The following is a 24022-nucleotide window of genomic DNA, read 5'->3' on the forward strand; positions in this document are numbered from 1 at the left end:
CACCTCGAACGGTACATTTACTCCACGACGTCGAAGACCGCCGCGGCCGAGGTGACCGCCTTGTCCGCGTTGCCCTCGTCGTGCAGCAGCATCCGCACCCCCACCCGGCCGGACCCGCCCCGGTGCGCGGTGCCGTCGACGCGGAACGGGCCGACCTTGCCACGCGACATGAACATCACATGCCAGCTGACCACCTGCAGCTTGCGGGTCCCGGCGAGGTCGGCGGCGAAATCTGTTGCCGCCGTTTCGAGTACGACGTGCTGCGGGCCGATGTGCAGCGCCGCATCCGGTGAGGCGTACTCGACGCTCAGCGGCGGCAACACCCAGTGCCCGTCGTCGCGCTTGGCGGCACCGAACGCCTGCCACAGCGGCGGCAGGTCCGGCGAGTCCTCGATCACGAGTTCGGTGCCCGAAACATCCATCCGGTCAAGACCTTCCGGCGGAATGCCGATGATCGCGCCCTGCCCTTCGTTGAACGCGATCACCCGGTCGGGGTTGTCGGCGTCGACGATCTTGCACCGGCCGTACCCCATGGTGCGGCCCTGGTGCACGATGCCGGAATCGGCGATCTCGATCCGGGACACGTCGTATCCGGGGTCCACGATCTGCACCGACGCGATGACCGGGTTGGGCACCGCCACCATGTCGGTCTGGCAGCCTTCCGGCGACGAGATGGCAAGCGGGGCAACCAGGATGCCGCCGGCTTCGTTGCGCATGTCCCGGCGGATGGTCACCGTGTTGTCGACGTCGCCGAGGTCCATCGAGGAATGCTTGCGGCCGATGTAGCGGTAGCTGAGCAGACCGGTCCAGCGCCGGTACAGCTCGTCGCGGTAGGCGTCGGTGTCGTCGGCCAACTCGCGGATGTCGCGCAGTCGTTCGGTCACTGCTGTTCCTTCTTCCCGCAACAGTGCTGTGACTGCGGACTGTAACAGTAATGCTGAGCGACTGTACAGCGTCTTTGGCGCGCGTCGTGGCCGCTCGGCTTCGCGGTATGGACAGGCGGTTCGCCCGGCCGGATTCGACGTTTGTACAGCTGTGCACCGGGTATCTGACTGCGGGCGTTGAGCACGAGCGCCTGTCGCGGCGCGCCATTGTTGTCGTCGCAGGCGGACCTTTTGTGTCGGGCACATCCACTCTGACGGCTCCGGCTACCGCGTAGCTGCCAACAGCGGAGAGGGGGACACCTTGATTGACGCGAGCCCACGAAACCTTTATTCCGCGATGGCGGAACGCGTCCGAGCCGTGTGCGAGCGGTACAGCGACGACCTCCATGCGTGTGGTAGCGAACTGGTCGACGCTGCCGTCGATTTCGTTCCGGGCGCGCAGCATGCCGGCATCACACTCATCCGCCGCCGGGGGCAGTTGCAGACGGTCGCCGCGAACGGCACGTATCCCGCCGTGCTGGACAACTTGCAGAAGCGTGCCGGGCAGGGACCATGCCTGGATGCCGTTCGCAGCCGCGTTCCCGTCCACGTCGACGACTTGACGAGCGATCCGAGATGGCCGCTGTTGCGACGCGAAGCAGGGGCCAGGACGCCGGTGAAGTCGCTGGTGTCGGCGGGGTTGCTGCCCGACCAGTACGCGGCGACGGTGCTCAGCGTATTCGCCGAGCAGCGCCAGGCATTCGACACCGAAGCGGTCGAGATCGCCAAGATCTTTGCCGTTCACGCCGCACTGGCCTGGAGTACCGTGCGCACCAGGAGTCAACTCCGTCGCGCGGTCGCTTCCCGGGACGTGATCGGCCAGGCCAAGGGCATCCTGATGGAGCGCTACAACGTCACCGCGGAAGACGCGTTCTCGTTGCTGAGACGGCTCTCGGAGGACTCCCACATCTCCGTTGCCGAGGTGTCGCGCCGGATCAGCGTGAAGCAAGGGGCAGACAAAGCAAGCAAAATCGCGGTCAGCGAACTTAGTCATACCGACGGCGACCGCCGGCGACAGATGATCCGAGACGCCACCCGCTGTTAGCTATACAAAATATCGGCCTACTGTCACGCTGTGACGGTGGGACAAGACCAGGGGGTGAACCACACGGGCACCCGGACGGTATTCACCTTCTGCCGCTATTGCCTGGCCTCCTGCGGTATCGAGGTGAGCGTCGAGGGCAACCGGGTGCGCAGGATCTCTCCGGACAAGCAGAACCCGCACAGTTGGCAGGACTTCTGCGCCAAGGGTCGCAACGCCGCGCAACTCGTCGAACATCCCCGCCGGATCCTGGCGCCGATGCGCCGGGTCGGCGACCACTATGTCGAGGCGACCTGGGACGAGGCCATCGCAGACATCGCGGGTCGGATGAATGCGCTGATCGACGCCGACGGGCCGGACGCGATCGGCGCGTATTACGGCAATCCCGCGGCGTATTCGTCGTCGAACCTGATCTTCATGAACGGCTGGCTGGACGCCGTGGGCACCCAGAATCGTTATGCGGTGGGCTCGGTCGATCAGAACGCGCTGCACGTGGTGGCCGAGGCGATGTACGGGTCGTCGATCATGGTGCCCGTTTCCGACATCGACAACTGCGACTATTTTCTGTTGGTCGGCGCGAATCCGGCTGTGAGCGCCTGGAATTGGGTGGAGAGCGTGCCCGGCGGGTGGAAGCGTGCGCTGGCCCGGCAGAAACTGGGGGCCAAGATCGTCGTCGTCGACCCGTTGCGCACCGAGTCCGCCGACAAGGCCGATGTGCACATCGCGGTGCGGCCCGGCCAGGACTGGGCGCTGCTGCTGGGCATGGTCAAAGTCATTCTCGCCGAGGGCCTTGAACATCGCCTCGACTGCGCACAACTCGCCGCCGGCCTGCCTACGCTGCGCGCGCTGACCGCCGAGGCCGACCTTGACGACCTCGCCGACCGGTGCGGCGTGCCGCGTGCGCAAATCGAATCCACCGCAAGAGATTTCGCTACCGCCCGGGCGGCGATGGCGGTGACCCGGACGGGGATCTCGCTGCATGTGTCCGGCACCGTGGGCGAATGGCTGGGGCACGTGCTCAACGTGATCACCGGGCGAATGGACCGCCCCGGGGGTCGTCGCTTCGAACCCGGTTACATCGACGCGCTGAAACTTGCCGCGGCGGCCAAGCCTTCCGGGCACCGCAGCAGGTTGACCGGCCGGCCGATGGTGGCCGGCGCGCATGCTCTGAGCGAATTGCCCGCCGAGATCACCACCCCGGGGCCCGGTCAGATCCGCGCCCTGGTCATCAACTCGGGCAACCCGGTCGTTTCCGGCCCCGGCGGCGCGGCGTTGGATGAGGCACTGGGGCAGCTCGACCTACTGGTGGCAATCGACTTCGTGCAACGCGAAAGTCACCGGCACGCACACTGGTTGCTGCCCGCGGTGCACTGGCTGGAACGCGACGACCTGCTCGCGCTGACCAGCAATCTGCACGACGAACCCTACGTGCAGTATGGCGTGCGCGCGGTCGATCCACCGACGAGCGCGCGCGAAGAGTGGCGCATCTTCGTCGATCTGGCGTTGGCGATGGAGGTCCCGCTGTTCGGCGTCAAGGGCGTCAACGCGTTCGTCAAGGGGAGCCGCCGACTGGCCCGGGCCACCCGCCGCCCGGCACTGGCGTTCTCGCCGCACTGGATCAACCGGCTGATCATCGCCATGTCCCGAAAGGTGAACGGCCGCAGGCTCAAATGGCGCGACCTGTTGGCTCACCCGCACGGCCTGGTGCTCGGCCCCCGCGAATACGGCCACTTCTCGGCCGCGCTACGGACCGCCGACAAGCGGGTGCAGGTGGCGCCGCCGGAGTTGGTGGCGCGGACCCGCGAGTTGCTCGCCGCGGCGCCGCCCGAGCCCCCGGCCGGCTATCCCTTTCAGATCGGCAACCGCCGGCACCGCCACTCCATGAACTCGTTTCTCAACGACTTGCCCGGGCTGCATCCCGGTGGCAAAGGCAGTGTCGTGCTGATCCATCCGGCCGACGCCGCCGCCCTGGGCGTCAGCGACGGCGACCTGGTGCGGGTGCACTCCCCCACGGGTGAGGTCCGGGTCCGGGCCTCGCTGAGCGACCGGCCCCGGCGCGGACTGATCGTGCTGGATCATGGTTGGGGCTCACGGGTTTTCGATCCGCGCGGCCGCGACGCGCCGCAGTCGTTCGGGGTGAACCGCAACCTGCTGATCGACGGTGAACCGGTGGATCCGCTGTCGCAGACCCCGGCGATGAGTTCGACCTATGTGGCCGTCGAACTGAGCCGGCAGCCGCCCGGACCGGCACTCTGATCGCGCTCATTCGCAGCACGCGTCCAGCCGGCACGCGCATGAGGCCCGGATCGGTACGTCGGCGCGGGCGGCGGCAAGCCTGAATTGCTGATCGACGATGCGGGCTTCGTCGTTGCGGCCCAATCGGTTCAGGCATTCGCGGTAGCCGTGCAGACTCCACACGTTGCCGGGATGCTGACAGCACCTGGCCAGCGTCGGGTCCAGCCCGAGGTCGGCGGCGTACACCGCGGCCGCCTCTTCGACGTGCCCCTGTTCGAGCAGCAGCGCCCCGTACGCGTGCCGGGTGGGCTGCATCCAGGCCCATGGCTCGTCATACGGCAGGGCGTCGTCGAGGTCGACGGCGTGTCGCAGGTGGCCGAATGCTTCGTCGTAACGCCCTGCGCGGTAGTCGATCTCACCGTCGAGCATGGCTGCGGCCACCGCCAGGATGTCGCGGCTGGTGTTGTTGAACAGGTATCGGGACTCCGGTATGCGGGCATACGCTTCGCCGAATGCGGCACGTTCTTCTTCGGCCTGCGCGAGCCGTCCGGTCGCCGCCAGCGCGATACCGCGCCCGTAGCGCATGGTGGCCGCGGTGGTGCAATACAGGTCCGGGTTCTCGGGCAGGGGTTGCGCGATCAACTCCGCCCAGCGACCGAACCGCACCAGCACATGGGTCCGAAGAGGCACGAACGCCTCCAACCAGTCGGCCATCGGCGGCGAGTCGATCGTCAGCAACTCCGGCGTCAGCTGCCCGGCGAGCTCGTCGGCGGCGCTAAGAGCGATTCGCGACTTGCCCTGGAACATCGCGGAATACACGATGAAATGCAGGTCGTGCGCGCGGTACAGCGAGTAGAAGTTCAGCGGTCCCGCGCGCTCGACGAATCGTCGATCCGCTTGCACGGCGGCAACATTGGCAGCCACGGAGTTGCCGTAGTCACCGCACAGCACGTCGATGTGGCTGGGCATGTGCCGCAGGTGCCCGGCATCGGGAACCAGGTCGCGCAGCAGGTCGGCAGCCGGCAACGCCACCTCCGGCGTCGGCGACATCTCCATCGCGTGCAGGTACAGGTGCAGGATGCCGGGATGTGCCCGGCCGGCCGCCCCGGCCAGCGCCCGCTCGAGAATTCCGCGGGCTTCGACTACACGCGAGCCCGCCGCGGGTTCCCCGGTGCTGGTGTCCCACAGCGCCCACGGGGTGACGTTGAGCAGTGCATCGGCGGTCAGCGCCTGGATGTCCAGGTCGTGCGGGTAAGCCGCGGCGAGCACTTTCATCGCGTCGGCATAGCCGACGGCCCCGGCTTCCAGCGCATCGGTGTTGTCCGGGTTGCCGGTGGGGAAACGAGCCCACAGCGCGCCGATCAGGCAGCGTTCGACCTCGCTGAGCCGCCCCCCTGCCGCCCGGCTTAGTTCGGCACGCGCACGAGCCAACGAGGCTTTCCGATCCAGCGGATCGAAGGCTTCCCAGGCTTTGTTGTAGTTGGGTCCGATCGAGTAGGCGATTCCCCAGCGGGCGATGGCCAGATCCGGGTCGGCCCGCAGAGCGCGCTCGAAGCAGCGGATCGCCTCTTCATGGTTGAACGCATACGCCCATACCAGGCCGCGGTCGAACCAGGTCTGCGACTCCGCGACTGCGGTCCCGACCCGACGACCGTAGCTGCCGAGGTCGTAGTACTGCTCGTCGGAAGTCATGGCCGACCCAGCCGCTCGACGATCACGGCCCGCGCGGCACGACCCTCCGGCGTGGGTGTCAGCGGATAGACGTGCAGCAAACCCGGCTGTTCGTGAAAATCGACTTCTACGCCTGCCGCAGTTGCCTTTTCGGCGAGCAGCCGGGCGTCCGGGTTAAGCATGTCGCGGGTGCCGGTGAACAGCGTGATCGGCCCCAGCCCGCTCAGTTCGGCCGCCAGCGGGCTCACCCGCGGATCGTCCACCGCAAGTTCGCCACGCCACCGCTCGGCGAACACGTGCAGGGCATCGCGGCCCAACCACGGGTCGTCGACGGCACCGATCAGCGGGTTGGTCAGCGAGAGGTCGACGACCGGCGAGATCAGGACGGTTTGCGGAAGGGTGACATGGTGGTCGTCGCGCAGCAGCAATGCCGCGGACAACGCGATCTGGCCGCCGGCGGAATCACCGGCCAGACACACGCTTTGTCCCGCGCTCATGCTGTGCGTCACCATCGCCACCACCTGCGGCACGACGTCGACGGCGGTGGCGAACGGCACCAACGGATAGATGGGAACGATCACCTTCGCGTAGGCTTCGGCTGCGATCTGCACCGCCAAACGCCAATGCTGACTGGCGATTTCGTTCACCCACGCGCCGCCGTGCAGGTAGATCACCGTTCGTTGGGACGGACCATTCCTGCCTCGCTTGGGTGTCAAGGTGTACGTGGGCCATCCCGACCCGTGTTGGAAGGCCAGCGATACGTCGCGCCGTAACCGAGGGGGCGGGCCGAAAAGCTGCCGATGCTCGGCGCGCTGCTCGATGTGCGCGCGGGCCGTCTCGGCGCTGGCGTAGGGGCGGGTCCGTCCCGTGAACCGAAGGAGCGCCGGCAGCGCCCGACTTCTCCAGCTCGTCACCCGTTCATCCTTCCCGAGCCGCTCCAGCGTGGGGTGCGGCGCTGCAGGAACGCCTCCACGCCCTCCCGGGCGTCCGCGCTGCCCATCACCAGGTGATGCAGCCGTGTTTCCAGGTCGGCGACACGGCGCGGGGGGTAGCCGTTGATCACGGTGTCCCACAGCAGGCGTTTGCTCAGCGCAGCCGACATCGGCGCCACGTTCACCGCGATATCGCGCGCCACCGTCATCGCATGGTCCAGGACCTCGACGGCCGGCAGTGCGCGCGTGGCCAGACCCATTGCCACCGCCTCTTTCCCGTCGAACGTTCGGCCGGTCAACAGCAACTCCGCCGCGACGGCCGCGCCCGCCAGATGCGGCAGCGTCCAGTGCGACATGCAGTCCGGTATGACACCCCGACGAACTTGTGCCACCGCGTATTTGGCGTCATCGGCCATGATCCGGATATCGGCCTGCAGCGCGATCGTCAGACCGATGCCGATGGCGTGCCCGTTGACGGCGGCGATGACGGGAGTGCGCAGTTCGAAAGCCGCGGGGTCGGTCGGAGATGCGGTGAACGCGGATTCGCCCGACGGCGCATCGAACGGGCTGGTTTCGGCGGCAAAGTCGGCACCGACGCAGAACGCGTCCCCGGCGCCGGTGAGCACGATCGCGCGCACCGCGTCGTCGTCGTCGCACTGCCGGTACGCGCGGTTGAGCAGGGCACCCATCTCGGCGGTGTAGGCGTTGCGTCGTTCGGGCCGGTTCAGGGTCAACAGCGCGACACCGTCCGCGATCGCGACGGTGAGATCGGCGCCCATCTACGGGAACTTACCCGGGTCAGGCGCTATCGTGGCGCAACGGTTGCCGCAATAGGGAGGGCGAATGGGAGCGGACGCGCGATGAGTGTCCAAACTTTGGACACCGACTATCTTGTGATCGGCGCCGGAGCCATGGGGATGGCGTTCACCGATACGCTGATCGCCGAGTCCGAGGCGCGCGTCGTGATGGTCGATCGGGCACACCAGCCCGGCGGGCATTGGACCACCGCCTACCCGTTCGTGCGGCTGCACCAGCCGTCGGCTTACTACGGGGTGAACTCAAGAGCGCTGGGCAACAACACCATCGACAGCGTCGGGTGGAATCAGGGACTGAACGAACTGGCACCCGTCGGCGAGATCTGCGCCTACTTCGACGCCGTCATGCAGCAACAGTTCCTGCCCTCGGGGCGGGTCGAGTACTTCCCGATGACCGAGTACCTCGGCGAAGGCCGGTTCCGGACGTTGGCGGGCGACGAATACGTCGTCAATGTCGCGCGCCGCGTCGTGGATGCCACCTACTTGCGTGCGGTGGTCCCGTCCATGCGGCCCGCGCCCTACGCCGTCGCCCCCGGCGTCGATTGCATCCCGCCCAACGAGCTACCCAAGTTCGCGGCGCGGGAACGGTACGTGATCGTCGGCGCCGGAAAAACCGGGATGGATGTCTGCCTGTGGCTGCTGCGCAACGGGGTGAGCCCGCAGCGGCTGACCTGGATCATGCCGCGCGACTCGTGGCTGATCGACCGGGTCACCCTGCAGCCGGGGCCCACGTTCATCAAGAAGTTCCGGGACAACTACGGCGCGACCCTCGAAGCGATCGACGCCGCGACGTCGGTCGAGGACCTGTTCGGCCGGTTAGAGGCCGCGGGCACATTGCTCCGCTTCGACGGCTCGGTCCGGCCCACCATGTACCGGTGCGCGACCGTGTCGCAACCCGAATACGACCAGCTCCGCCGCATCGAGGACGTCGTGCGGCTCGGCCACGTCCAACGCATCGAACCGGACACCATCGTGCTGGACGGCGGGTCGGTGACCGCGTCCCCGTCGGCCCTCTACATCGACTGCACCGCCGACGGCGCGCCGGAACGCCCGGCGGTGCCGGTGTTCGACGGCGATCGCATGACGCTGCAGGCGGTGCGCGGATGCCAGCAGGTGTTCAGTGCCGCGTTCATCGCCCACTGCGAGTTCTCCTACACCGACGATACGGTGAAAAACGAACTGTGCGAACCGATTCCGCACCCGGACCGGGATGTGGACTGGTTGCGGCTCACCCGGTCGGATCTGCTGAATTTTTCCCGCTGGCTCGATGATCCCGAGCTGACCGACTGGCTTGCCGCGGCGCGGCTGAATCTGCTCGCCGAACTGTTGCCGCCGCTGTCGCACAAGCCGCGGGTGCGCGAGCGAGTGGTTTCGATGTTCCAGTCCAAACTCAATGCCGCGGGCGAACAGCTGGAGAAGTTGCTCAGCGAGGTCAGCAATGAGTGAGCCGTCCTATCATCCCGATGCGGAGCTGCCGCTGGTCGACGTCCCGGGTCAGGGTTACGTGTATCGAACCGGCTGGCGGCTGGGCACGTCCGACATCGACGAGCACCGGCGGCTACGGCTGGACGGCGTCGCGCGCTACATCCAGGAAGTCGGGGCCGAGCATCTCAATGATGCGCAACTGGCCGAAGTTCATCCGCATTGGATCGTGCTACGCACGGTGATCGACGTCCTCGAGCCGATCGAGATACCCAGCGAGATCGTCTTCCGCCGTTGGTGCGCAGGGCTTTCCAGCAGATGGTGCAACATGCGGGTGCAGCTGCTCGGCGCCCAGGGCGGACGGATCGAGACAGCCGGCTTCTGGATCTGCATGAACAAGGACACGTTGACGCCTTCGCGCCTGTCCGACGACTGCGTCGCGCGCTTCGGCAGCACCGCCGACGACCACCGGCTCAAATGGCGCCCCTGGCTCACCGCACCGATCCAGGACGCCGAGGTGATCCCGTTTCCGTTGCGCCGCACCGATATCGACCTGTTCGAGCATGTCAACAACACGATCTACTGGCATGGTGTACACGAAATCCTCGGCCTGGTACCCGAATTGGAGCAACGCCCCTACCGCGCGGTGCTCGAATACCGCAGTCCGATCAAATACGGCGAAGACCTGACCATCCGTTACCACGTCGGCGACGATGCGGTGCGCATGCAGTTCACCGTCGGTGACGACGTGCGCGCGGCCGCGCTGGTCCGGTCGATCGAGCCCGACAGCCGGTGAGCGATGTTCGCGGTCAGGCCCGTGATTGGCCGAGGCGTCAGCATCGCCGGGGGTGGCTTGCGACATGCCACGCCTTCGGGGGTGAATCCTCGGCGTTGATTGTGCAATGACGGCTTTCGGGGTGAATCTTCGGCGTTGATTGTGCAATGAGGGCTTTCGGGGTGAAGCCACGGCGGAAGAATCGACGAGATCCCGCCCAGGCTTCACCCTCAACGCCAAGGATTCACGTTCAACGCCAAGGATTCACGCCCAAAGGTCGGGTGGCCGGAGGGGGTTTCACCCTCCGGCTCCCACAGAACCGGACGTGAACCTCTCGGTTCATCCGGCTCTTGTCATCTTGATCACCAGACGGCGGGGACAGCGGTGGTCCATTTCCAGTGCGCGAAGAAACGCGGGTGGTGCGTGATGACCCGGTTCCAGGCTTGGTTGAACTGCTGTCGGCCGCGATACCGCCGATACTTGTTGCGGACCCAACGCATCAGGTAGGCGTTGATGCGTGCCAGGAAGGCATACAGCGCCGATCGGTAGAAGGCACCGTAGTAATTCATCCAGCCCCGCACGATCGGGTTAAGCCAGCGTGCGAGTTCGCCGAATGAATAGTCGACGCGTCGATGCAGTCGCCAGGACCGCACCTCGCGCCCGATCTTGGTCAAAGCCTCCCTGCTGACCGCGGGCATAAACGACAGGAACCTGCTGCCGTCTTTGCCGCAGACACCGCGCGGCCGGAACGTGAAACCCAGGAAGGTAAACGAAGTGTGCACATAGTCACCGCGACGTTTACCGTCCTTGCAGTACACGATCCGGGTCTTGTCGGGATGCAGCCGCAAACCGACCTCGCCCATCCTGTCTTGCAGCGCAGCCAGCACAGTACGGGCTTGGCGCTCGCTGACGCAGTGCACTACCGCGTCATCGACATACCGTTCAAAGCGGACCGTCGGGAACTCCCGCGCCATCCACTGGTCGAACGCGTAATGCAAGAACAAATTGGCCAGCACGGGCGAGACCGGCGACCCTTGCGGGGTGCCCCGGTCTCGCTGGGCCAGGGTGCCGTCGGGCAGCCGTACCGGGGCTTGTAGCCACCGACGCACATACAGCAGCACCCACGGCTCATCGGTGTTGGCCTCCACCGCTTTGAGCAAAAGATCCCAGGGCACGCTGTCGAAAAACTTTTGGATGTCCAAATCGATCACCCAGTCGGTTTTCCAACACCGCTGCCGGCACATGCCCACCGCGTCCACCGCTGAGCGGCCCGGCCGATACCCGTAGGAGTCTTCGTGAAAGACCGCTTCGGTCTTGGACTTCAACTGCTCAGCTACCACCGTCTGCGCCACTCGGTCAGCCACCGTGGGCAGCCCCAACATCCTGGTTCCTCCACCATGCGGCTTGGGGATTTCCACCGCACGCACCGGCGGCGGGAAGTAACTACCCGAGGACATCCGGTTCCAGACCTTGTACAAATTGTTGCTCAGGTCGGCCTCGAAACCCTCGATCGATACCCCGTCTACCCCCGGCGCGCCCTTGTTCGCCTTGACCTTCTCCCAGGCCTCCTGGACCGCCCACTTCGAAATCTCGAACGGCTTGCCCGGCGACTTCAACTCGCTCATCCGATTCCTCCCACACCCCCACGGGGTTGGTTGATCCAACGAACACCGTCACAGATGACCCGGCCCCTTCGCTCCACCCCCATTACCAGGGCTTCACCACTACTACGAGCCGGTCCGCCAACCGGACCCGCGACGGTACTCACACCCACGCCACGCGCGGGCTACTCCCTCTCGCCGCCCAAAACCCAACGGACAGTATCGGATCCGACCTTCTCCCGTTCCATGCAAAAGCCGCAGACCGGGCTCGCGTCGCCTCCATGCCGGACACCGCCTGGCCAATCAACGGGCACCCGCCAGACTCATCCCGGGATCCCTAGGACACCCCGGTTCTGATGCCACCTAAATGAATTTCGACACGTCCACAGCGATTCGCTTACGCTCGCCTTCCCGATCCCCACCTGACACGTCACGCGCGCCTTTTCCACATCGCTCACCACGGTCGCGTTACCACTCCCGCAGCATGTGGCGGTTTGAAGCCACCCCCCGCAGGGCGACCCCGAAGGGCCAACAATCCTTCATCTCCTGCACAGCACCGCTTCAAGAAGCTCTACCTACATCCAGCTCCCCTCCACGCTCGGGACACACCCCAGGATTCACACCGGACGCGACGTGACCGGGTTATGCCGTGGCTGGAACGTCCGCGAGGCTTGCCCGGCCGGCCGGATGGAGTTCGGCATGCGACAGCCGGTGTGGCAACACCGCCAAGACCGGGAAGGTGTCGGTCGACGGAACGCCCTGCGGGTACGCGGCCCGCAAGAAGTCCACCATCCTGACCACGGCCTTGACCATAAACATGCGCTTCAGCTCCTTGCCCGAGAGGCATCAAGCATTCCCCGAAATCGCCTGGTCAAACATCGCGGCGCGTTCACATCCTGGCCAAATGGGTAAACGCGACCGAAGACGCGAAACAGGGAGGGTGTCTGATGGCAGCCATGGAGGTCGGCGACTTCATACTGCAACGACTGCGTGAGTGGCGGGTGGACAAAGTCTTCGCCTACCCGGGCGACGGGATCAACGGCCTGCTGGCGGCGTGGGGCCGGGCGGATAACAAACCGATGTTCATCCAGGCCCGGCACGAGGAGATGGCAGCGTTCGAAGCGGTCGGTTACGCGAAATTCGCTGGCGGACTAGGGGTTTGCGCGGCGACCTCCGGTCCCGGTGCGATCCACCTGCTCAACGGCCTCTACGACGCGAAACTGGACCGGGTCCCGGTGCTGGCGATCGTCGGGCAGACGAACCGCTCCGCGATGGGTGGCTCCTACCAGCAGGAGGTCGACCTGATGAGCCTGTTCAAGGACGTCGCCAGCGACTACCTGCAGATGGTCACCGTGCCCGAGCAACTGCCCAACGTGCTGGACCGCGCCATCCGTACCGCGCTGACCAGGCGGGCGCCGACCGCACTCGTCATTCCCGCCGATGTGCAGGACCTCGAATATTCACCGCCGGCACACGAGTTCAAGATGGTGCCATCGAGTCTGGGATTCGAACAACCCGTGGTGGAGCCGTCGCCACAGGGTCTGCAGCAAGTCGCCGACGTCCTCAACGCGGGCGAGCGCGTGGCGATACTGATCGGTTGCGGCGCCCGCGGCGCGGTCGCCGAAGTCACCGAACTCGCCGACGTGCTGGGCGCCGGCGTCGCCAAGGCGCTGCTGGGCAAGGACGTGCTGTCCGACGAATTGCCTTGGGTGACAGGGTCTATCGGGTTACTGGGCACCCGCCCGAGCTACGAAATGATGCGCGACTGCGACACCTTGCTGACGATCGGGTCCAGCTTCCCCTACTCGCAGTTCCTGCCGCCCTACGGCCAGGCTCGCGGCGTGCAGATCGACATCGATCCCACGCTGATCGGGATGCGTTATCCGAACGAAGTGAACCTCGTCGGTGACGCGGCAGCGACCGTGCGGGCGTTATTGCCGCTGCTGCAACGCAAGACCGATCGTTCGTGGCGGGACAAAATCGAAGCCAACGTGGGTCGGTGGTGGGAGACGATGGCGATGGAGGCCGACGTGTCCGCCGATCCGATCAATCCGATGCGACTGTTCGCCGAACTGTCACCCCAACTGCCGGACAATGCGATCGTCACCGCCGACTCGGGTTCTGCGGCGAATTGGTATGCGCGCCAACTGAAGTTCCGCGGCAACATGCGCGGGTCGTTGTCCGGCACGCTGGCAACCATGGGTCCGGCAGTCCCCTACGCCATCGGGGCCAAGTTCGCCCGACCGGACCGGCCGGTGATCGCGTTCTCCGGTGACGGCGCGATGCAGATGAACGGGTTGGCCGAGCTGATCACCATCGCGCACTACTGGAGACAGTGGACGGATCCGCGGTTGGTGGTGGCGGTGTTGCACAACAATGACCTCAACCAGGTCACCTGGGAGATGCGCGCGATGGGCGGGGCACCCAAGTTCGCCGAGTCCCAGACGCTTCCCGACGTCGACTACGCCGGTTTCGCGGCCAGCCTCGGGCTGGGGTACGCCACGTTGACCGATCCCGAACAGATCGCCCCCGCCTGGGACCGGGCACTGAGGGCCGACCGGCCCACGGTGCTGGACGTGCACTGTGACCCGGATGTCCCACCCGTCCCGCCGCATGCGACCTTCGAACAGATGAAGAGCGCCGCCAGCGCCGTGCTGCGCGGTGACGAGGATGCGTTCGGCATCATCAAAGAGGGCGTCAAGATCAAGGCCCAGGAATTCCTTCCACACCGGCGCAAATGATTGCCTCGCCATATCTGCTCAGCCAGAAGCGAATACGATCCTCGCGGTAGGGCCTGTGCCGTTGGCGACGTGACACAGCCCACAGGTTTGACCACCACGGCATTCGGAAACACCTCACCAAGCAGGGGAAGCGTTTTTGGACCGGCCCTGTTGACTGAGCGCGATCGATCAACAGCGCGAGGTCGCCATGTGAAGCAAGTGAGCAATAGGAGGATTCATGGCGGAGAAGAGTGGCCCGCAGGAGGGCATCGAGGGTGTCGTCGAGGGCGTGAAGGGCAAGGCCAAGGAAGTCATCGGGACCGTTACCGGCCGCGACGACGTGAAGCGCGAGGGCGAGGCGCAGCAGGACAAGGCCGACGCGCAGCGTGACGCGGCGAAGAAAGAGGCCGAAGCCGAATCCGCCCGCGGTGGCGCGGAGGCAGCCGAGCAGCGCCAGAAGGCCAACCAGTAATTTCGTTGCTCGAAGCGAGAGGCCCGGTCCGCACGGACCGGGCCTTTCGTCTCAGTTGGCCAACCGGCCTATCGGCGTCTCGTCGAGTTCGTGCAGCAACTCTTCGGTGTTCTCGAAAATCGCTATAGCACCGGCGTTTTCGAGTTCTCCCCGGGACACCCCGCCGCTGAGCACGCCTATGCAGGCCAGTTCGGCCCGCACGCACGCTTCGACATCCCAGACCGCGTCGCCGACGAAGACAGCCCGCTCGGCCGTGACCCCGGCCTTGCGCAGGGCGACTTCCACGATGTCCGGCTTCGGCTTGGCGGTGTCGACGTCGTCTGCGGAGGTGACGGCCGCGACCAGGTCGTCGCTGTCGAGCACCTCCCGCAGCATCGCTAATTCGTCCGGCGGCGCCGAGGTGGCGAACACTACCTGGATCCCGAGGTCGGCGACCCGCTGCAGCAGCGCGCGGGCGCCGGGCAGCGGGCGCAGCAACGGTGCGGCTTCTTTGTAGTAGCGCGTGTGCAGGTCTTTGAGCCGCGATTGCACGTCGTCTGGGGCGTCGTCGGACAACGACTCGACCAGTGTCGAGCCGTCCATGCCGATCGAACGGTGGACACGCCAAGTCTCCACGCCCACACCGACTTCGGCGAAAGCCCGCTGCCAGGCCTGAACATGTAGGTAATTGGAGTCGACGAGGGTGCCGTCGATATCGAACAGGACGGCCGCGCGGCCGTCGGATTCGTTGCCGGACAAGGCCGTCAGAACAGCAGCGCGATGGCGGCGAAGTCGGCGAGCAGCAACGCCAACCCGACTACCGGCACGATGAATCCGCGCCGGCGCAACGCGGTGAAGAAGGACACGATGATCGTCAACCCCGCTATCACCGGAGCGCCGTAGAGCAAGACGCCGTAGAGGATGCCTTGCGGACCCAGGTTGGGGCAGTTCGAACTGCATGCGGCCATGCTCATCGCCGCACCGACCGCCGAAATCATGATCAGCGCCGCGGCGGGAACCGTCAGGAGCGCGAGCACCCAGTTGACCACTCCACGCCGGGCCCGGATCCGTCCGTCACCGTCGTCCGCAGTCTGCGGAAGGCTCTGATTGGAGATCTCCTCAGCGGTTTCCTTCTGTTGCAGGCTCATCCTGGTCGACTACCCAAGTGCGCTGGGCCGAAACATCGACGAACCCCGGGCGGCTAACGCAGGCCCGCGCCCGCCCGGCGCAGGTCTTCAACGAACAGGTCGTAGTTCTGCTGTCGGCGGTCACTGCGGTCACGCAACAATGCCGACGGGTGCACCGTCGCCATCACCGCCGGTTCCGGTGCCAGCTCGATACCGAGCGCTGCCGGCAGTTGCAGGCGTTCACCGCGCTGGGCGGTTACCCGAAACTTGTTGCCCAACAACGACTGTGCGGCTGTCGCGCCCAGGCAGAGGATCACTGACGGTTGCACCGCTTCGATCTCGGCCAACAGCCAGGGTTGACAGGCGACGACTTCGATTCGGCCGGGTTTCTGGTGGATGCGCCGCTTGCCCTCCCGGCTGAACTTGAAATGCTTGACGGCGTTGGTCTTGTAGGTCCGATCAGGGTCGATGTCGGCATCCTCCAGAGCGCGCTGCAGCAGCCGACCGGCCGGCCCGACGAACGGAAGTCCCTCCTGGTCTTCGTGATCGCCAGGCTGTTCGCCCACCAGCATCAACGGTGCGTCGCCGGGGCCGTGCCCGAACACCGTCTGCGTGGCATCCTGATACAGCGCACACCCCTGACAGTTACTTGCCGCGTGTTCGAGGGAACTCAGCGCGTGGTCGTCGGGCAGGAAGTTCTCCGCGCCCACCGCCGGTGCCGTCGCCATCGGACCTCACCGTCGCCGAGTGGCCCGGCGGTTTTCCTTCTTGATCGCTTCCACCAGTTCGTCTTTCGTCATCTTGGACCGGCCGGACACGTCCAGCCGCCGCGCGATGTCGAGCAGGTGTTTCTTGCTGGCGTTGGCGTCGACGCCTTCCTGCGAGGGCAACGGATTGGCCAGACCACCGCGCTCGGCTCGGTCGTCGGAGGGACCGCGTTGTTCCTTGGCTTCCCAGTGGTCGCCGACTTTCTCGTAACTGTGCTTCACCGCGGCAAAGGCGACCCGGTGCGCCCGCTCCTCGCTGCCGTATTGCTCGGCGGCCGCGTCGTGAGCTTTGGCGAAGGTGCGTTGCGCCTTGGCACTGGAGCGGCGCAGCGTGCCGGGGATTTCGTCTTTCTTGACCGCGCCGCTCTTCGTGGTCTTGGGCATCTCACACCTCGGTTCTGTTCGTACTCAGGAACTTTCGGCTTTCTGCTGCACCATCGTATAGGCCAGTTGCAAGAAGTCGGCCCCTGCCAGCGCGGTGAAGGTTCCGGCCACCAGGCGGGTGACCTTGGGCGCGAAGATCAGTCCGATCGCGAAGCCGGTGGCGATCCACATGTCGAGGCAGAACGGGCAGGTCAGCAGTTCGCCGAGCGTGTGCCGCAGCTGGCTGTCGTGCCGGGCTTCTTCGTTGACCTCGGCGGGCCCGCCGGCACCCTCATACCGCGTGAACGGCGCGCGAATCGGACTGGTGACGGGGTCCTTGGCGATCGTCCGGGACAGCTTGTGGGTACCCACCGTGACCAGGGCAAGATCCTGCAATCGCCACCGATTCGGCAACCGGCGCCCGGTCGCGACTGCCAGTACCGTCGCCGCGCTCACCAACAGGCTGTAAGCCGTCATGGACGCCACGTACCCTGCCATCGGCCGCGTCTCGTCGCCGCGATACTCGTCGGCTTCCCGCTGGGCGCGCGCGATCAACTCGGCACCGGCCTCGCTCACGTCACTCATTTGATACACCCTTGCACGAGAATGGATTACGTTTCGTACGCCGGATAGCGCTGCTGCTTCAGCGCCCGGGCCAGGTGGGCGGCGTTGCGGGCCAGCGCCGCCGTCGTCGATGCCACCGGATCGGGCACCTCGTCGAGGTCGTCGTAATTGACCGACTCCATCGCACGGCCGGTCCAATAGGTACCGCCTTGGGCCGGAATGCTGAAGCCGATGTCGTTGAGCCCTTGGAACACGTCCGCGATGACCTTGTGCGCACCGTCCTCGTTACCCACCACACTGACGACGCCTACCTTGCCGACCATGGCCGGTCTGCCGTCGTCGTCGGTATTGGACAACTCCGCATCGAGGCGTTCCAGGACACGTTGGGTGACGCTCGAGGGGTGACCGAGCCAGATGGGCGTGCTGATCAGCAGGATGTCGGCGTCGAGGATCTTGCGACGGATGCCGGGCCACTCGTCGCCCTCGCCCATGTCGTCCTCGACACCGGGCAGAATGTTGTGATCCACGCAGCGGATCAACTCGGATTCGACGCCTGCTTTGCCCAGCTGCCCGGTGACGTGCTTGGCCATCAGTTCGCTGCTCGATTCCCCGGGACTGGGCTTGAGGCTGCACACCAGGGCAACGGCACGCAGCGGAACCAGCGCAGGGTCGGTCATGGTGGGGTTCATACCCGCATATCGATCGACAAAACTTGGCCGGGTAGGCGCCGTCCGGGCAGGGTACCCGTCCGGGATGGATCAGTCGCAGGCACCGCTGCTGGACGCTTTACTCGACTATCACCGCTACAACCGCTACGGGTTCACCCCTCCCGGTCACCGACAGGGCGCCGGAACCGACGACCGGGTGCTGGCAGTCCTGGGCAAGGACCCGTTCCGCAGCGACGTGCTGGCCAGCGGCGGACTCGACGACCGGCTCAGCCGCGGGAAATACCTTTCGCGCGCCGAGGAATTGATGGCCCACGCGGTGGGTGCCGATACCGCGTTCTTCTCCACCTGCGGTAGCTCGCTGTCGGTGAAAGCGGCGATGATGGCCGTGGCCGGATGTGCCGAGGGCGGCTTGCTGGTAGCCCGCGACAGCCACAAGTCGATCGTCGCCGGGCTGATCTTCTCCGGGGTACGGCCGTGCTGGATCACACCCCGCTGGGACGATGCACACCACTTCACCCATCCCCCGTCGCCGGAGCAGGTGCGCGATGCCTGGGAACAGCACCCCGACGCCGCCGGCGCGCTGATCGTCAGCCCGAGTCCGTACGGCACCTGCGCCGACATCGAGGGCATCGCCGAGGTTTGTCACAGTTACGGGAAGCCCCTGATCCTCGACGAGGCCTGGGGTGCGCACTTGCCGTTCCACGAGGACCTGCCGACGTGGGCGATGGATGCCGGCGCCGACGTCTGCGTGGTCAGCGTGCACAAGATGGGGGCCGGGTTCGAGCAGGGATCGGTCTTTCACCTGCAGGGGGACCTGGTCGATGGGCAGCATCTTTCGGCGTGCGCCGACCTGCTGATGACCACCAGTCCCAACGTGATGATCTACGCCGCGCTGGACGGGTGGCGCCGCCAGATGGTCGAGCACGGCCAGGAGTTGCTGGGCGCCGAACTCGAGCTGGCCCACAATTTGCGGGCCAGGCTCGCCGACATCCCCGATGTCCTGGTGCTCGAAGACGAGTTGCTGGGCGAGGAGGCGTCGAAGGACCTGGACCGGACTCAGGTCCTGATGGACGTCTCGGCCACCGGGACATCGGGGTACCAGGCCGCGGACTGGCTGCGCGAGAACTGCCAGGTGGATGTGGGGATGAGTGACCATCGCCGGATCCTGGCGACGATGTCGTTTGCCGACAACGAGCACACCGCCGAGCGACTGGTGTCTGCCATGACCGAATGGCGCAGGGCCGCAGACGATTTCGAGAAGCCACCGCAGATCCGGCTGCCGTCACCCGACGAGCTGCAGCTGGATTCGGTGCAACTTCCCCGCGACGCTTTTTTCGGGCCGGCCGAGATGGTGCCCGCCGAGAAGGCCGCCGGGCGGATCGCCGCAGAGCAGATCACCCCGTATCCGCCCGGGATCCCGGCGGTGGTGCCCGGCGAGCGCCTCAACGAGGCCGTCATCGACTACTTGCGCTCCGGTGTCGAAGCGGGCATGAACCTGCCCGACGCGGCGGATCAGAGCATGCAGCAATTTCGGGTGGTCGCCCGAGGCTGATCACGCCGGCGGTCGGCCGTCCTCGCGAGCGTCCCGTACCGCGCTGCGCAGGCTACGGTTGGCCGAACGCAGATCGGTGTTGGCCGCGGACAGTTCGGCGTTGTCGTCTTCAAGGCTCAGGATCCGTGCGATTCCGGCCAGGTTGACCCCGGCGTCGACCAGGGCGCTGATGCGTTGCAACCGGGCCAGGTCGCGCGCGCTGTAGCGCCGTGTTCCTCCATCGCTGCGGGCGGGGGTGACCAAGCCGTGACGCTCGTAGAGGCGGAGTGACTGCACCGCGACGCCGGAGAGTTCCGCGGCAACGGAGATCCCGTACACACCGTGCTCGGGTGCCGGCGCTCCGGAGCCGCCAGGACGCTCGCTCATCAGTAGTTCCCTCCGTCATGCGACAGAAAACTTATTTACCACACTTGCGATCTTCTAGCCAAGGTGTTATAAGAAATCTATGCCATCTGACATAGATCACTATGTCGCCCAGAAAACAGATTGGAGTGAGAGGTGACCGCCATGCTGATGCGTACTGACCCGTTCCGTGAACTGGACCGCTTCGCCCAGCAGGTGCTGGGAACCGCCGCCCGGCCAGCGGTGATGCCGATGGACGCGTGGCGCGAAGGTGAAGAGTTCGTGGTCGAGTTCGACCTTCCCGGTGTCGACGCCGACACCCTTGACATCGACATCGAACGCAACGTGGTGACCGTGCGAGCCGAGCGTCCAAGCGTGGACCCGGACCGCGAGATGTTGGCTGCCGAACGGCCCCGTGGCGTCTTCAGCCGTCAGCTGGTCCTCGGTGAGAACCTCGACACCGAGCGGATAGAAGCCAACTACGACGGCGGCGTGCTGCGGCTGCGCATACCGGTGGCCGAGCGGGCAAAGCCGCGCAAGATCTCCGTCGGTCGCGGCAACGGGCACCATGCGATCAACGACGAGACCAAGCGCGAGGTCATAAACGCCTGACCACACCCCGCAGTTCGGGTCGGCGACCGCAGTTGCCGGTCGTCGCCCGGACCGCGGTCGGTTTCGTTTCCTCTTCGCCTACCGGAGCTGGGAATGGTCCAATCAGCTGCAGCAGATGCACGAGTCCAATGTCAAGTTGCGGGTGTTGGCCGAGCAGATTGTCGAAGACTTCCGCGGGGTCCCGCACGCCGTGCCGTCGCGAGCGGAATTCGACCAGTTGCTACTGACCGCCTCCGCCCGCGTGGGCCAGGCCTGACCCTACTTCGATGCGCCTTCGGTGTCGTCGAAGAACGACCATTCGCCATCGGAGTTCACTTCCATCCGCCAACCCAGCTCGGAATTGTCGGCGACCGTGTCGACGAACCACGCGTGGGCATCGTCGGCGCTTTCGATCTCCTTGGTCGCGACGACTTCGCCGTGCGGGTCGATAACTCTGAATTCAGCCATGCGACAGTGGTTTCCCACGTGGCCGTGTTTCAACCCCCGGCTATCCCCGGGCCACGATCACCGGCATGCGTGCCGAGTGCACAAGGGCGTTGCTCACCGAGCCCAGCAGCGCGCCCGCGATCGCGCCGCGCCCGTGACTGCCCACCACGACGAGCTGAGCCGATTCCGACCGTTCGACGAGTTGGCGGGCCGGCTGGTCGCACACCACCACCCGTTGCACGGTGACATCGGGATAGCGTTCCTGCCAACCGGCCAGCCGCTCGGCGAGGCTGATCTCGGCTTGAGTTTTGACCTGCGACCAGTCCAGGCCCGGAAGCTCGATCACTTCGCGGTCACTCCAGGCGTGCAACGCGATCAGTTCGACGCCGCGCCGCGATGCTTCGTCGAACGCAACCGCGGTGGCCGCCTCCGAGGCGGGGGAACCGTCGATGCCCAGCAAGACGGGAGCGCCGAGCGGGTTGGGCATCAGCGGGTCCTCGTCGTGGACGACGGCGACGGGACAGTCCGCGTGCCGCACCACACTGGCACTGACCGAGCCGAGCAGCAGCCGGGCCACCGCACCCCGCCCGGACGAGCCCACCACCAAAAGCTCTGCATCCTTTGACATTTCGACCATGGTGGCCACCGGTGTCGCGAACACCAGCTCGCTGTGGACAGTGAGCTCGCGGTCCGGGACGGCCGCCTGGGCGACCTCGACCGCTTCGGCCACGATCTTGCGCCCGCCGTCCTCCTGCCAGACCGCCCAGGTGTCCGGGTAGGGCATCGGCGGCCACGTCGCCACGTCCGCGTTGACCACATGCACGACGGTGAGTGCAACGTTTCGCAACGCCGCATCGCGGGCCGCCCAGACGACGGCAACTTTCGACGCGGGCGAGCCGTCGGCCCCGACCAGGACGCCGTGCGGCTTGGCGGATCCGGCTGTGCCTGAGCTCATTTCGCTGTCCCTTCGTCAGTCCATGCGGGCCGGCATCGCCCGGTCAAGGAGCTGTCGACAACCACCGTATCGGTTCCGGTCGTTGTCCGCGCCGGTCGAACGGCCTTCGACGGCAAGGACCAAAGGCCCCTGCTAGGAGTGGACGACGATGACCGGAATCTTTGCCGAGTGCGCCACCGTCGAACTGGTCGACCCGAGCAACAGGCCGGAGAACCCGCCGCGGCCGCGACTGCCGACGATCAGCAACTGCGCCCGCTCGGCCGCTTCCAGCAACCACTTCGCCGGGGTGTCACACACCAGCGAGCGCTGCACGTGGACGTCCGGATACTGTTCCTGCCACCCCGCCAGGCGTTCGGCGAGAACTTCCTGACCTTGATCTTGGCGGTCGTGCCAGTCCATTCCGAGGACCGGGAACACGCCGATGTCACTCCAGGCGTGCAACGCGACCAGGTCGACACCGCGGCGCGATGCTTCGTCGAAGGCCAGCGCCGTCGCGGCTTCGGAGGCCGGCGAGCCGTCGATACCCACCAGCACCGGCGCGTGCGGGTCCGGAGCGATGGTGCCGTCGCCGGAACGGATGACGGCGACCGGGCAGTGCGCGTGCTGAATCAGTGCGGAGCTGACCGAGCCCAACAACATGCGGCCCAACGTGCCCATTCCCTGGTTTCCAACCACCACCATCTGGGCGTGCTCGGACGCATCGACCACCGTGGGAACCACGCTGGCATAGACCACTTCGACGTTGACGGCGGGCGGCTGTGTATCGCTTTGCGACACGCTTTTGCGGGCGTGCGCGACGACGTGATCAGCGTTGTCCTTCTGCCAGTCCGGCATTTCGGTGTAGAGCTGGCCGGCCGGCCAGCCGACCACCACCGGAGCGACCGCGTGCAGCAGGGTGAGGGGCACATTGCGCATCGCCGCCTCGTGGGTCGCCCAGGCTACGGCCGCGTCGGACTCCGCCGACCCGTCGATCGCGACCAGGATCCCGAATTCAGCCACAAGCCCCGATAGTACGAGAAGACCGGTGAATCGTCGTCGCCAGAGATGCCTTCGCCCTCGGCGTCGTCACCCAGATGGAGAATCTGCCGGTCCCCACTCGACGTTCTTCTGCACAGATGCAATCTTGACGGCCGAGCGCACGGCCCCGTTCGGTAGACCTCCCGCGGCTACCCTCAACCCCTGTCCCGCAACGTATTCAGCGTATTGACCACCCCCGCGACGTGCGAGTCGCTGAGTTTCTCGCCGTCGAAGACGTGATTGAGCAGCACCTTCAGATCCAGCATCTGTTGCAGATAGACCAGGCAGGGCGGGCAGTCTCGGAGATGCCGCGCGACGATCGGGCCCCAGTGTCGCGGGTCGGAGTCGACCAGGTCGTCGACGAGCCGAACGAACTCGACGCAGTCGATGGCAGGGACGGTGTTGTCGTGACCGGTCATCGTTGATACCGCTTTTCCAATTCGTTGCGAAGGTTGCCTCGGGCGCGGTAGAGCAGCGCGCGCTGCGCCTCGGCCGACAACTCCAGGATCTCGGCCGCCTCCTCCGACGAGGTGCCGACGAGATCGCGCAGGATGATCAGCTGCCGTTGCCGCACCGGCAACGTGTCGAGCGCCGCTCGCACGTACCCGACGAGTTCGCGGTGCACGGTCTGGTCTTCCGGCAGGAATCGCCGCGATGGCGGCAGACTCCAATGGCCGGCGTCGGGGTGACCTGCCGGGTGCATCCGCCCGGACAACGGGTCGGCATCCTCGGTGCCGAGCATCTCGTGTTCGCGGATCCGCGTCTCCCGACGGCGGTGCCGTGACGCGGTGTGTTTGACGATCCCGAACAACCAGGTCGCCACCGAGGATCGACCCTCGAACGACTCCGCCGACTTCAGCACCTGCACCCATGCCTCTTGCACGGCTTCCTCGGCCAGCGCAGCCGAGTCGACCAGCGTGCGAGCGAAGTTGACCATCGGCCGGTGGTAGTCGCGGACCAAGGCGGCCACCGATATCCCCCCGACCAGAGGTTCGGGTTCCAATCCCTCGTGGACGACCACCGGCGGACTCACCGTCGACGG

General features: G+C 66.1%; 27 protein-coding genes. 9 read left to right on the forward strand and 18 right to left on the reverse strand.

Going from position 1 to position 24022, the window contains the following annotated elements:
• Window positions 1-17: 17 nt before the first annotated feature.
• Window positions 18-884, reverse strand: a complete 867-nt coding sequence (locus AC5Y4D_RS06395) for a hypothetical protein (protein ID WP_499945926.1) — start codon at window positions 882-884, stop codon at window positions 18-20.
• A 337-nt stretch (window positions 885-1221) separates the two neighbouring features.
• On the opposite strand from AC5Y4D_RS06395, the gene AC5Y4D_RS06400 reads away from it, so the two are divergent.
• Both AC5Y4D_RS06400 and AC5Y4D_RS06405 read left to right on the forward strand, forming a co-directional pair.
• The gene (locus AC5Y4D_RS06400; RefSeq protein ID WP_499945927.1) at window positions 1222-1968 is read left to right on the forward strand and encodes a GAF and ANTAR domain-containing protein; all 747 of its coding nucleotides are present in this window, start codon (window positions 1222-1224) and stop codon (window positions 1966-1968) included.
• A 30-nt stretch (window positions 1969-1998) separates the two neighbouring features.
• A complete protein-coding gene (locus AC5Y4D_RS06405) occupies window positions 1999-4221 on the forward strand; it encodes a molybdopterin-containing oxidoreductase family protein (protein ID WP_499945928.1) in 2223 nt (740 codons plus the stop codon).
• A 6-nt stretch (window positions 4222-4227) separates the two neighbouring features.
• On the opposite strand, the gene AC5Y4D_RS06410 is transcribed toward AC5Y4D_RS06405, so the two are convergent.
• From AC5Y4D_RS06410 to AC5Y4D_RS06420, 3 genes are read right to left on the reverse strand one after another with little or no spacing between them, the layout of a single operon-like run.
• Window positions 4228-5892: a tetratricopeptide repeat protein gene (locus tag AC5Y4D_RS06410; protein ID WP_499945929.1), complete on the reverse strand. Its 1665-nt coding sequence runs from the start codon at window positions 5890-5892 to the stop codon at window positions 4228-4230.
• A complete protein-coding gene (locus tag AC5Y4D_RS06415; protein WP_499945930.1) occupies window positions 5889-6785 on the reverse strand; it encodes an alpha/beta hydrolase in 897 nt (298 codons plus the stop codon). The genes AC5Y4D_RS06410 and AC5Y4D_RS06415 overlap by 4 nt, the downstream gene beginning before the upstream one ends.
• Window positions 6782-7582, reverse strand: coding sequence for an enoyl-CoA hydratase/isomerase family protein (locus tag AC5Y4D_RS06420; protein ID WP_500036739.1), 801 nt, complete (start codon window positions 7580-7582; stop codon window positions 6782-6784). Before AC5Y4D_RS06420 ends, AC5Y4D_RS06415 begins: the two co-directional genes overlap by 4 nt.
• An 81-nt stretch (window positions 7583-7663) precedes the next feature.
• Here AC5Y4D_RS06420 and AC5Y4D_RS06425 point away from each other — a divergent pair, with 81 nt between their 5' ends.
• Both AC5Y4D_RS06425 and AC5Y4D_RS06430 read left to right on the forward strand, forming a co-directional pair.
• Window positions 7664-9064, forward strand: coding sequence for an NAD(P)-binding protein (locus tag AC5Y4D_RS06425; protein ID WP_500036740.1), 1401 nt, complete (start codon window positions 7664-7666; stop codon window positions 9062-9064).
• The gene (locus tag AC5Y4D_RS06430) at window positions 9057-9836 is read left to right on the forward strand and encodes an acyl-[acyl-carrier-protein] thioesterase (protein WP_500036741.1); all 780 of its coding nucleotides are present in this window, start codon (window positions 9057-9059) and stop codon (window positions 9834-9836) included. The genes AC5Y4D_RS06425 and AC5Y4D_RS06430 overlap by 8 nt, the downstream gene beginning before the upstream one ends.
• A 341-nt stretch (window positions 9837-10177) precedes the next feature.
• On the opposite strand, the gene ltrA is transcribed toward AC5Y4D_RS06430, so the two are convergent.
• Window positions 10178-11440 carry a group II intron reverse transcriptase/maturase gene (gene ltrA, locus AC5Y4D_RS06435; RefSeq protein ID WP_500036742.1) on the reverse strand — a complete coding sequence of 421 codons (1263 nt, stop codon included), beginning with the start codon at window positions 11438-11440 and terminating at the stop codon, window positions 10178-10180.
• 618 nt (window positions 11441-12058) lie between these two features.
• Window positions 12059-12235 (reverse strand): DUF3349 domain-containing protein, encoded by a 177-nt coding sequence (locus AC5Y4D_RS06440; RefSeq protein WP_500036743.1) that lies wholly within the window; start codon window positions 12233-12235, stop codon window positions 12059-12061.
• A 128-nt stretch (window positions 12236-12363) separates the two neighbouring features.
• Between AC5Y4D_RS06440 and AC5Y4D_RS06445 the strand changes: the two genes are divergently transcribed.
• Window positions 12364-14157 (forward strand): thiamine pyrophosphate-requiring protein, encoded by a 1794-nt coding sequence (locus tag AC5Y4D_RS06445; protein ID WP_500036744.1) that lies wholly within the window; start codon window positions 12364-12366, stop codon window positions 14155-14157.
• A 217-nt stretch (window positions 14158-14374) separates the two neighbouring features.
• Entirely contained in the window at window positions 14375-14608 is a 234-nt protein-coding gene (gene mbp1 / locus AC5Y4D_RS06450) for a microaggregate-binding protein 1 (RefSeq protein ID WP_499945935.1), read from the forward strand.
• Between the two features lie 51 nt (window positions 14609-14659).
• On the opposite strand, the gene AC5Y4D_RS06455 is transcribed toward mbp1, so the two are convergent.
• Genes AC5Y4D_RS06455 through AC5Y4D_RS06480 form a run of 6 tightly spaced genes read right to left on the reverse strand, consistent with a single transcriptional unit; the run spans window position 14660 to window position 18085 of the window.
• Window positions 14660-15346, reverse strand: a complete 687-nt coding sequence (locus tag AC5Y4D_RS06455; RefSeq protein WP_500036745.1) for an HAD family hydrolase — start codon at window positions 15344-15346, stop codon at window positions 14660-14662.
• 5 nt (window positions 15347-15351) lie between these two features.
• On the reverse strand, window positions 15352-15735 hold the full coding sequence (locus tag AC5Y4D_RS06460) for a hypothetical protein (protein ID WP_500036746.1): 384 nt from the start codon (window positions 15733-15735) through the stop codon (window positions 15352-15354).
• Window positions 15736-15788: 53 nt separating this feature from the next.
• Window positions 15789-16442 (reverse strand): UdgX family uracil-DNA binding protein, encoded by a 654-nt coding sequence (locus tag AC5Y4D_RS06465; protein ID WP_500036747.1) that lies wholly within the window; start codon window positions 16440-16442, stop codon window positions 15789-15791.
• A gap of 6 nt (window positions 16443-16448) precedes the next feature.
• The gene (locus AC5Y4D_RS06470; RefSeq protein ID WP_499945939.1) at window positions 16449-16865 is read right to left on the reverse strand and encodes a ChaB family protein; all 417 of its coding nucleotides are present in this window, start codon (window positions 16863-16865) and stop codon (window positions 16449-16451) included.
• A gap of 24 nt (window positions 16866-16889) precedes the next feature.
• Complete coding sequence (locus AC5Y4D_RS06475; protein WP_500036748.1) at window positions 16890-17429, reverse strand: DUF1360 domain-containing protein; 540 nt, start codon at window positions 17427-17429, stop codon at window positions 16890-16892.
• A 26-nt stretch (window positions 17430-17455) separates the two neighbouring features.
• Complete coding sequence (locus AC5Y4D_RS06480) at window positions 17456-18085, reverse strand: flavodoxin family protein (RefSeq protein WP_499945941.1); 630 nt, start codon at window positions 18083-18085, stop codon at window positions 17456-17458.
• 76 nt (window positions 18086-18161) lie between these two features.
• Here AC5Y4D_RS06480 and AC5Y4D_RS06485 point away from each other — a divergent pair, with 76 nt between their 5' ends.
• On the forward strand, window positions 18162-19628 hold the full coding sequence (locus AC5Y4D_RS06485) for an aminotransferase class I/II-fold pyridoxal phosphate-dependent enzyme (protein ID WP_500036749.1): 1467 nt from the start codon (window positions 18162-18164) through the stop codon (window positions 19626-19628).
• Here AC5Y4D_RS06485 and AC5Y4D_RS06490 read toward each other — a convergent pair whose 3' ends face one another.
• The gene (locus tag AC5Y4D_RS06490; protein WP_500036750.1) at window positions 19629-19994 is read right to left on the reverse strand and encodes a MerR family transcriptional regulator; all 366 of its coding nucleotides are present in this window, start codon (window positions 19992-19994) and stop codon (window positions 19629-19631) included.
• Window positions 19995-20135: 141 nt separating this feature from the next.
• Here AC5Y4D_RS06490 and AC5Y4D_RS06495 point away from each other — a divergent pair, with 141 nt between their 5' ends.
• Both AC5Y4D_RS06495 and AC5Y4D_RS06500 read left to right on the forward strand, forming a co-directional pair.
• Window positions 20136-20582: an Hsp20/alpha crystallin family protein gene (locus tag AC5Y4D_RS06495; protein WP_499945944.1), complete on the forward strand. Its 447-nt coding sequence runs from the start codon at window positions 20136-20138 to the stop codon at window positions 20580-20582.
• Window positions 20583-20697: 115 nt separating this feature from the next.
• Window positions 20698-20838, forward strand: coding sequence for a hypothetical protein (locus AC5Y4D_RS06500; protein ID WP_500036751.1), 141 nt, complete (start codon window positions 20698-20700; stop codon window positions 20836-20838).
• A gap of 2 nt (window positions 20839-20840) precedes the next feature.
• Here AC5Y4D_RS06500 and AC5Y4D_RS06505 read toward each other — a convergent pair whose 3' ends face one another.
• The 5 genes from AC5Y4D_RS06505 to AC5Y4D_RS06525 form a co-directional block, all read right to left on the reverse strand.
• Entirely contained in the window at window positions 20841-21029 is a 189-nt protein-coding gene (locus AC5Y4D_RS06505) for a hypothetical protein (protein ID WP_499945945.1), read from the reverse strand.
• Between the two features lie 40 nt (window positions 21030-21069).
• On the reverse strand, window positions 21070-21963 hold the full coding sequence (locus tag AC5Y4D_RS06510; RefSeq protein WP_500036752.1) for a universal stress protein: 894 nt from the start codon (window positions 21961-21963) through the stop codon (window positions 21070-21072).
• Window positions 21964-22095: 132 nt separating this feature from the next.
• A complete protein-coding gene (locus AC5Y4D_RS06515) occupies window positions 22096-22962 on the reverse strand; it encodes a universal stress protein (RefSeq protein WP_500036753.1) in 867 nt (288 codons plus the stop codon).
• A 173-nt stretch (window positions 22963-23135) separates the two neighbouring features.
• A complete protein-coding gene (locus tag AC5Y4D_RS06520; protein ID WP_499945948.1) occupies window positions 23136-23399 on the reverse strand; it encodes a hypothetical protein in 264 nt (87 codons plus the stop codon).
• Complete coding sequence (locus AC5Y4D_RS06525) at window positions 23396-24013, reverse strand: RNA polymerase sigma factor (RefSeq protein WP_500036754.1); 618 nt, start codon at window positions 24011-24013, stop codon at window positions 23396-23398. Before AC5Y4D_RS06525 ends, AC5Y4D_RS06520 begins: the two co-directional genes overlap by 4 nt.
• Window positions 24014-24022: the final 9 nt, after the last annotated feature.

The sequence above is a fragment of the Mycobacterium sp. NGS67 genome, from assembly GCF_059812185.1.

Bases quoted from the DNA above. Each gene is read 5' to 3' on its own strand.
- AC5Y4D_RS06490 (WP_500036750.1), bottom strand. From the start codon at position 19,994: ATGAGCGAGCGTCCTGGCGGCTCCGGAGCGCCGGCACCCGAGCACGGT.
- mbp1 (WP_499945935.1), top strand. From the start codon at position 14,375: ATGGCGGAGAAGAGTGGCCCGCAGGAGGGCATCGAGGGTGTCGTCGAG.
- AC5Y4D_RS06425 (WP_500036740.1), top strand. From the start codon at position 7,664: ATGAGTGTCCAAACTTTGGACACCGACTATCTTGTGATCGGCGCCGGA.
- AC5Y4D_RS06460 (WP_500036746.1), bottom strand. From the start codon at position 15,735: ATGAGCCTGCAACAGAAGGAAACCGCTGAGGAGATCTCCAATCAGAGC.
- AC5Y4D_RS06480 (WP_499945941.1), bottom strand. From the start codon at position 18,085: ATGACCGACCCTGCGCTGGTTCCGCTGCGTGCCGTTGCCCTGGTGTGC.
- AC5Y4D_RS06445 (WP_500036744.1), top strand. From the start codon at position 12,364: ATGGCAGCCATGGAGGTCGGCGACTTCATACTGCAACGACTGCGTGAG.
- AC5Y4D_RS06410 (WP_499945929.1), bottom strand. From the start codon at position 5,892: ATGACTTCCGACGAGCAGTACTACGACCTCGGCAGCTACGGTCGTCGG.
- AC5Y4D_RS06485 (WP_500036749.1), top strand. From the start codon at position 18,162: ATGGATCAGTCGCAGGCACCGCTGCTGGACGCTTTACTCGACTATCAC.
- AC5Y4D_RS06420 (WP_500036739.1), bottom strand. From the start codon at position 7,582: ATGGGCGCCGATCTCACCGTCGCGATCGCGGACGGTGTCGCGCTGTTG.
- ltrA (WP_500036742.1), bottom strand. From the start codon at position 11,440: ATGAGCGAGTTGAAGTCGCCGGGCAAGCCGTTCGAGATTTCGAAGTGG.
- AC5Y4D_RS06495 (WP_499945944.1), top strand. From the start codon at position 20,136: ATGCTGATGCGTACTGACCCGTTCCGTGAACTGGACCGCTTCGCCCAG.
- AC5Y4D_RS06465 (WP_500036747.1), bottom strand. From the start codon at position 16,442: ATGGCGACGGCACCGGCGGTGGGCGCGGAGAACTTCCTGCCCGACGAC.
- AC5Y4D_RS06500 (WP_500036751.1), top strand. From the start codon at position 20,698: ATGCACGAGTCCAATGTCAAGTTGCGGGTGTTGGCCGAGCAGATTGTC.
- AC5Y4D_RS06430 (WP_500036741.1), top strand. From the start codon at position 9,057: ATGAGTGAGCCGTCCTATCATCCCGATGCGGAGCTGCCGCTGGTCGAC.
- AC5Y4D_RS06505 (WP_499945945.1), bottom strand. From the start codon at position 21,029: ATGGCTGAATTCAGAGTTATCGACCCGCACGGCGAAGTCGTCGCGACC.
- AC5Y4D_RS06510 (WP_500036752.1), bottom strand. From the start codon at position 21,963: ATGAGCTCAGGCACAGCCGGATCCGCCAAGCCGCACGGCGTCCTGGTC.
- AC5Y4D_RS06520 (WP_499945948.1), bottom strand. From the start codon at position 23,399: ATGACCGGTCACGACAACACCGTCCCTGCCATCGACTGCGTCGAGTTC.
- AC5Y4D_RS06440 (WP_500036743.1), bottom strand. From the start codon at position 12,235: ATGTTTATGGTCAAGGCCGTGGTCAGGATGGTGGACTTCTTGCGGGCC.
- AC5Y4D_RS06470 (WP_499945939.1), bottom strand. From the start codon at position 16,865: ATGCCCAAGACCACGAAGAGCGGCGCGGTCAAGAAAGACGAAATCCCC.
- AC5Y4D_RS06475 (WP_500036748.1), bottom strand. From the start codon at position 17,429: ATGAGTGACGTGAGCGAGGCCGGTGCCGAGTTGATCGCGCGCGCCCAG.
- AC5Y4D_RS06400 (WP_499945927.1), top strand. From the start codon at position 1,222: ATGGCGGAACGCGTCCGAGCCGTGTGCGAGCGGTACAGCGACGACCTC.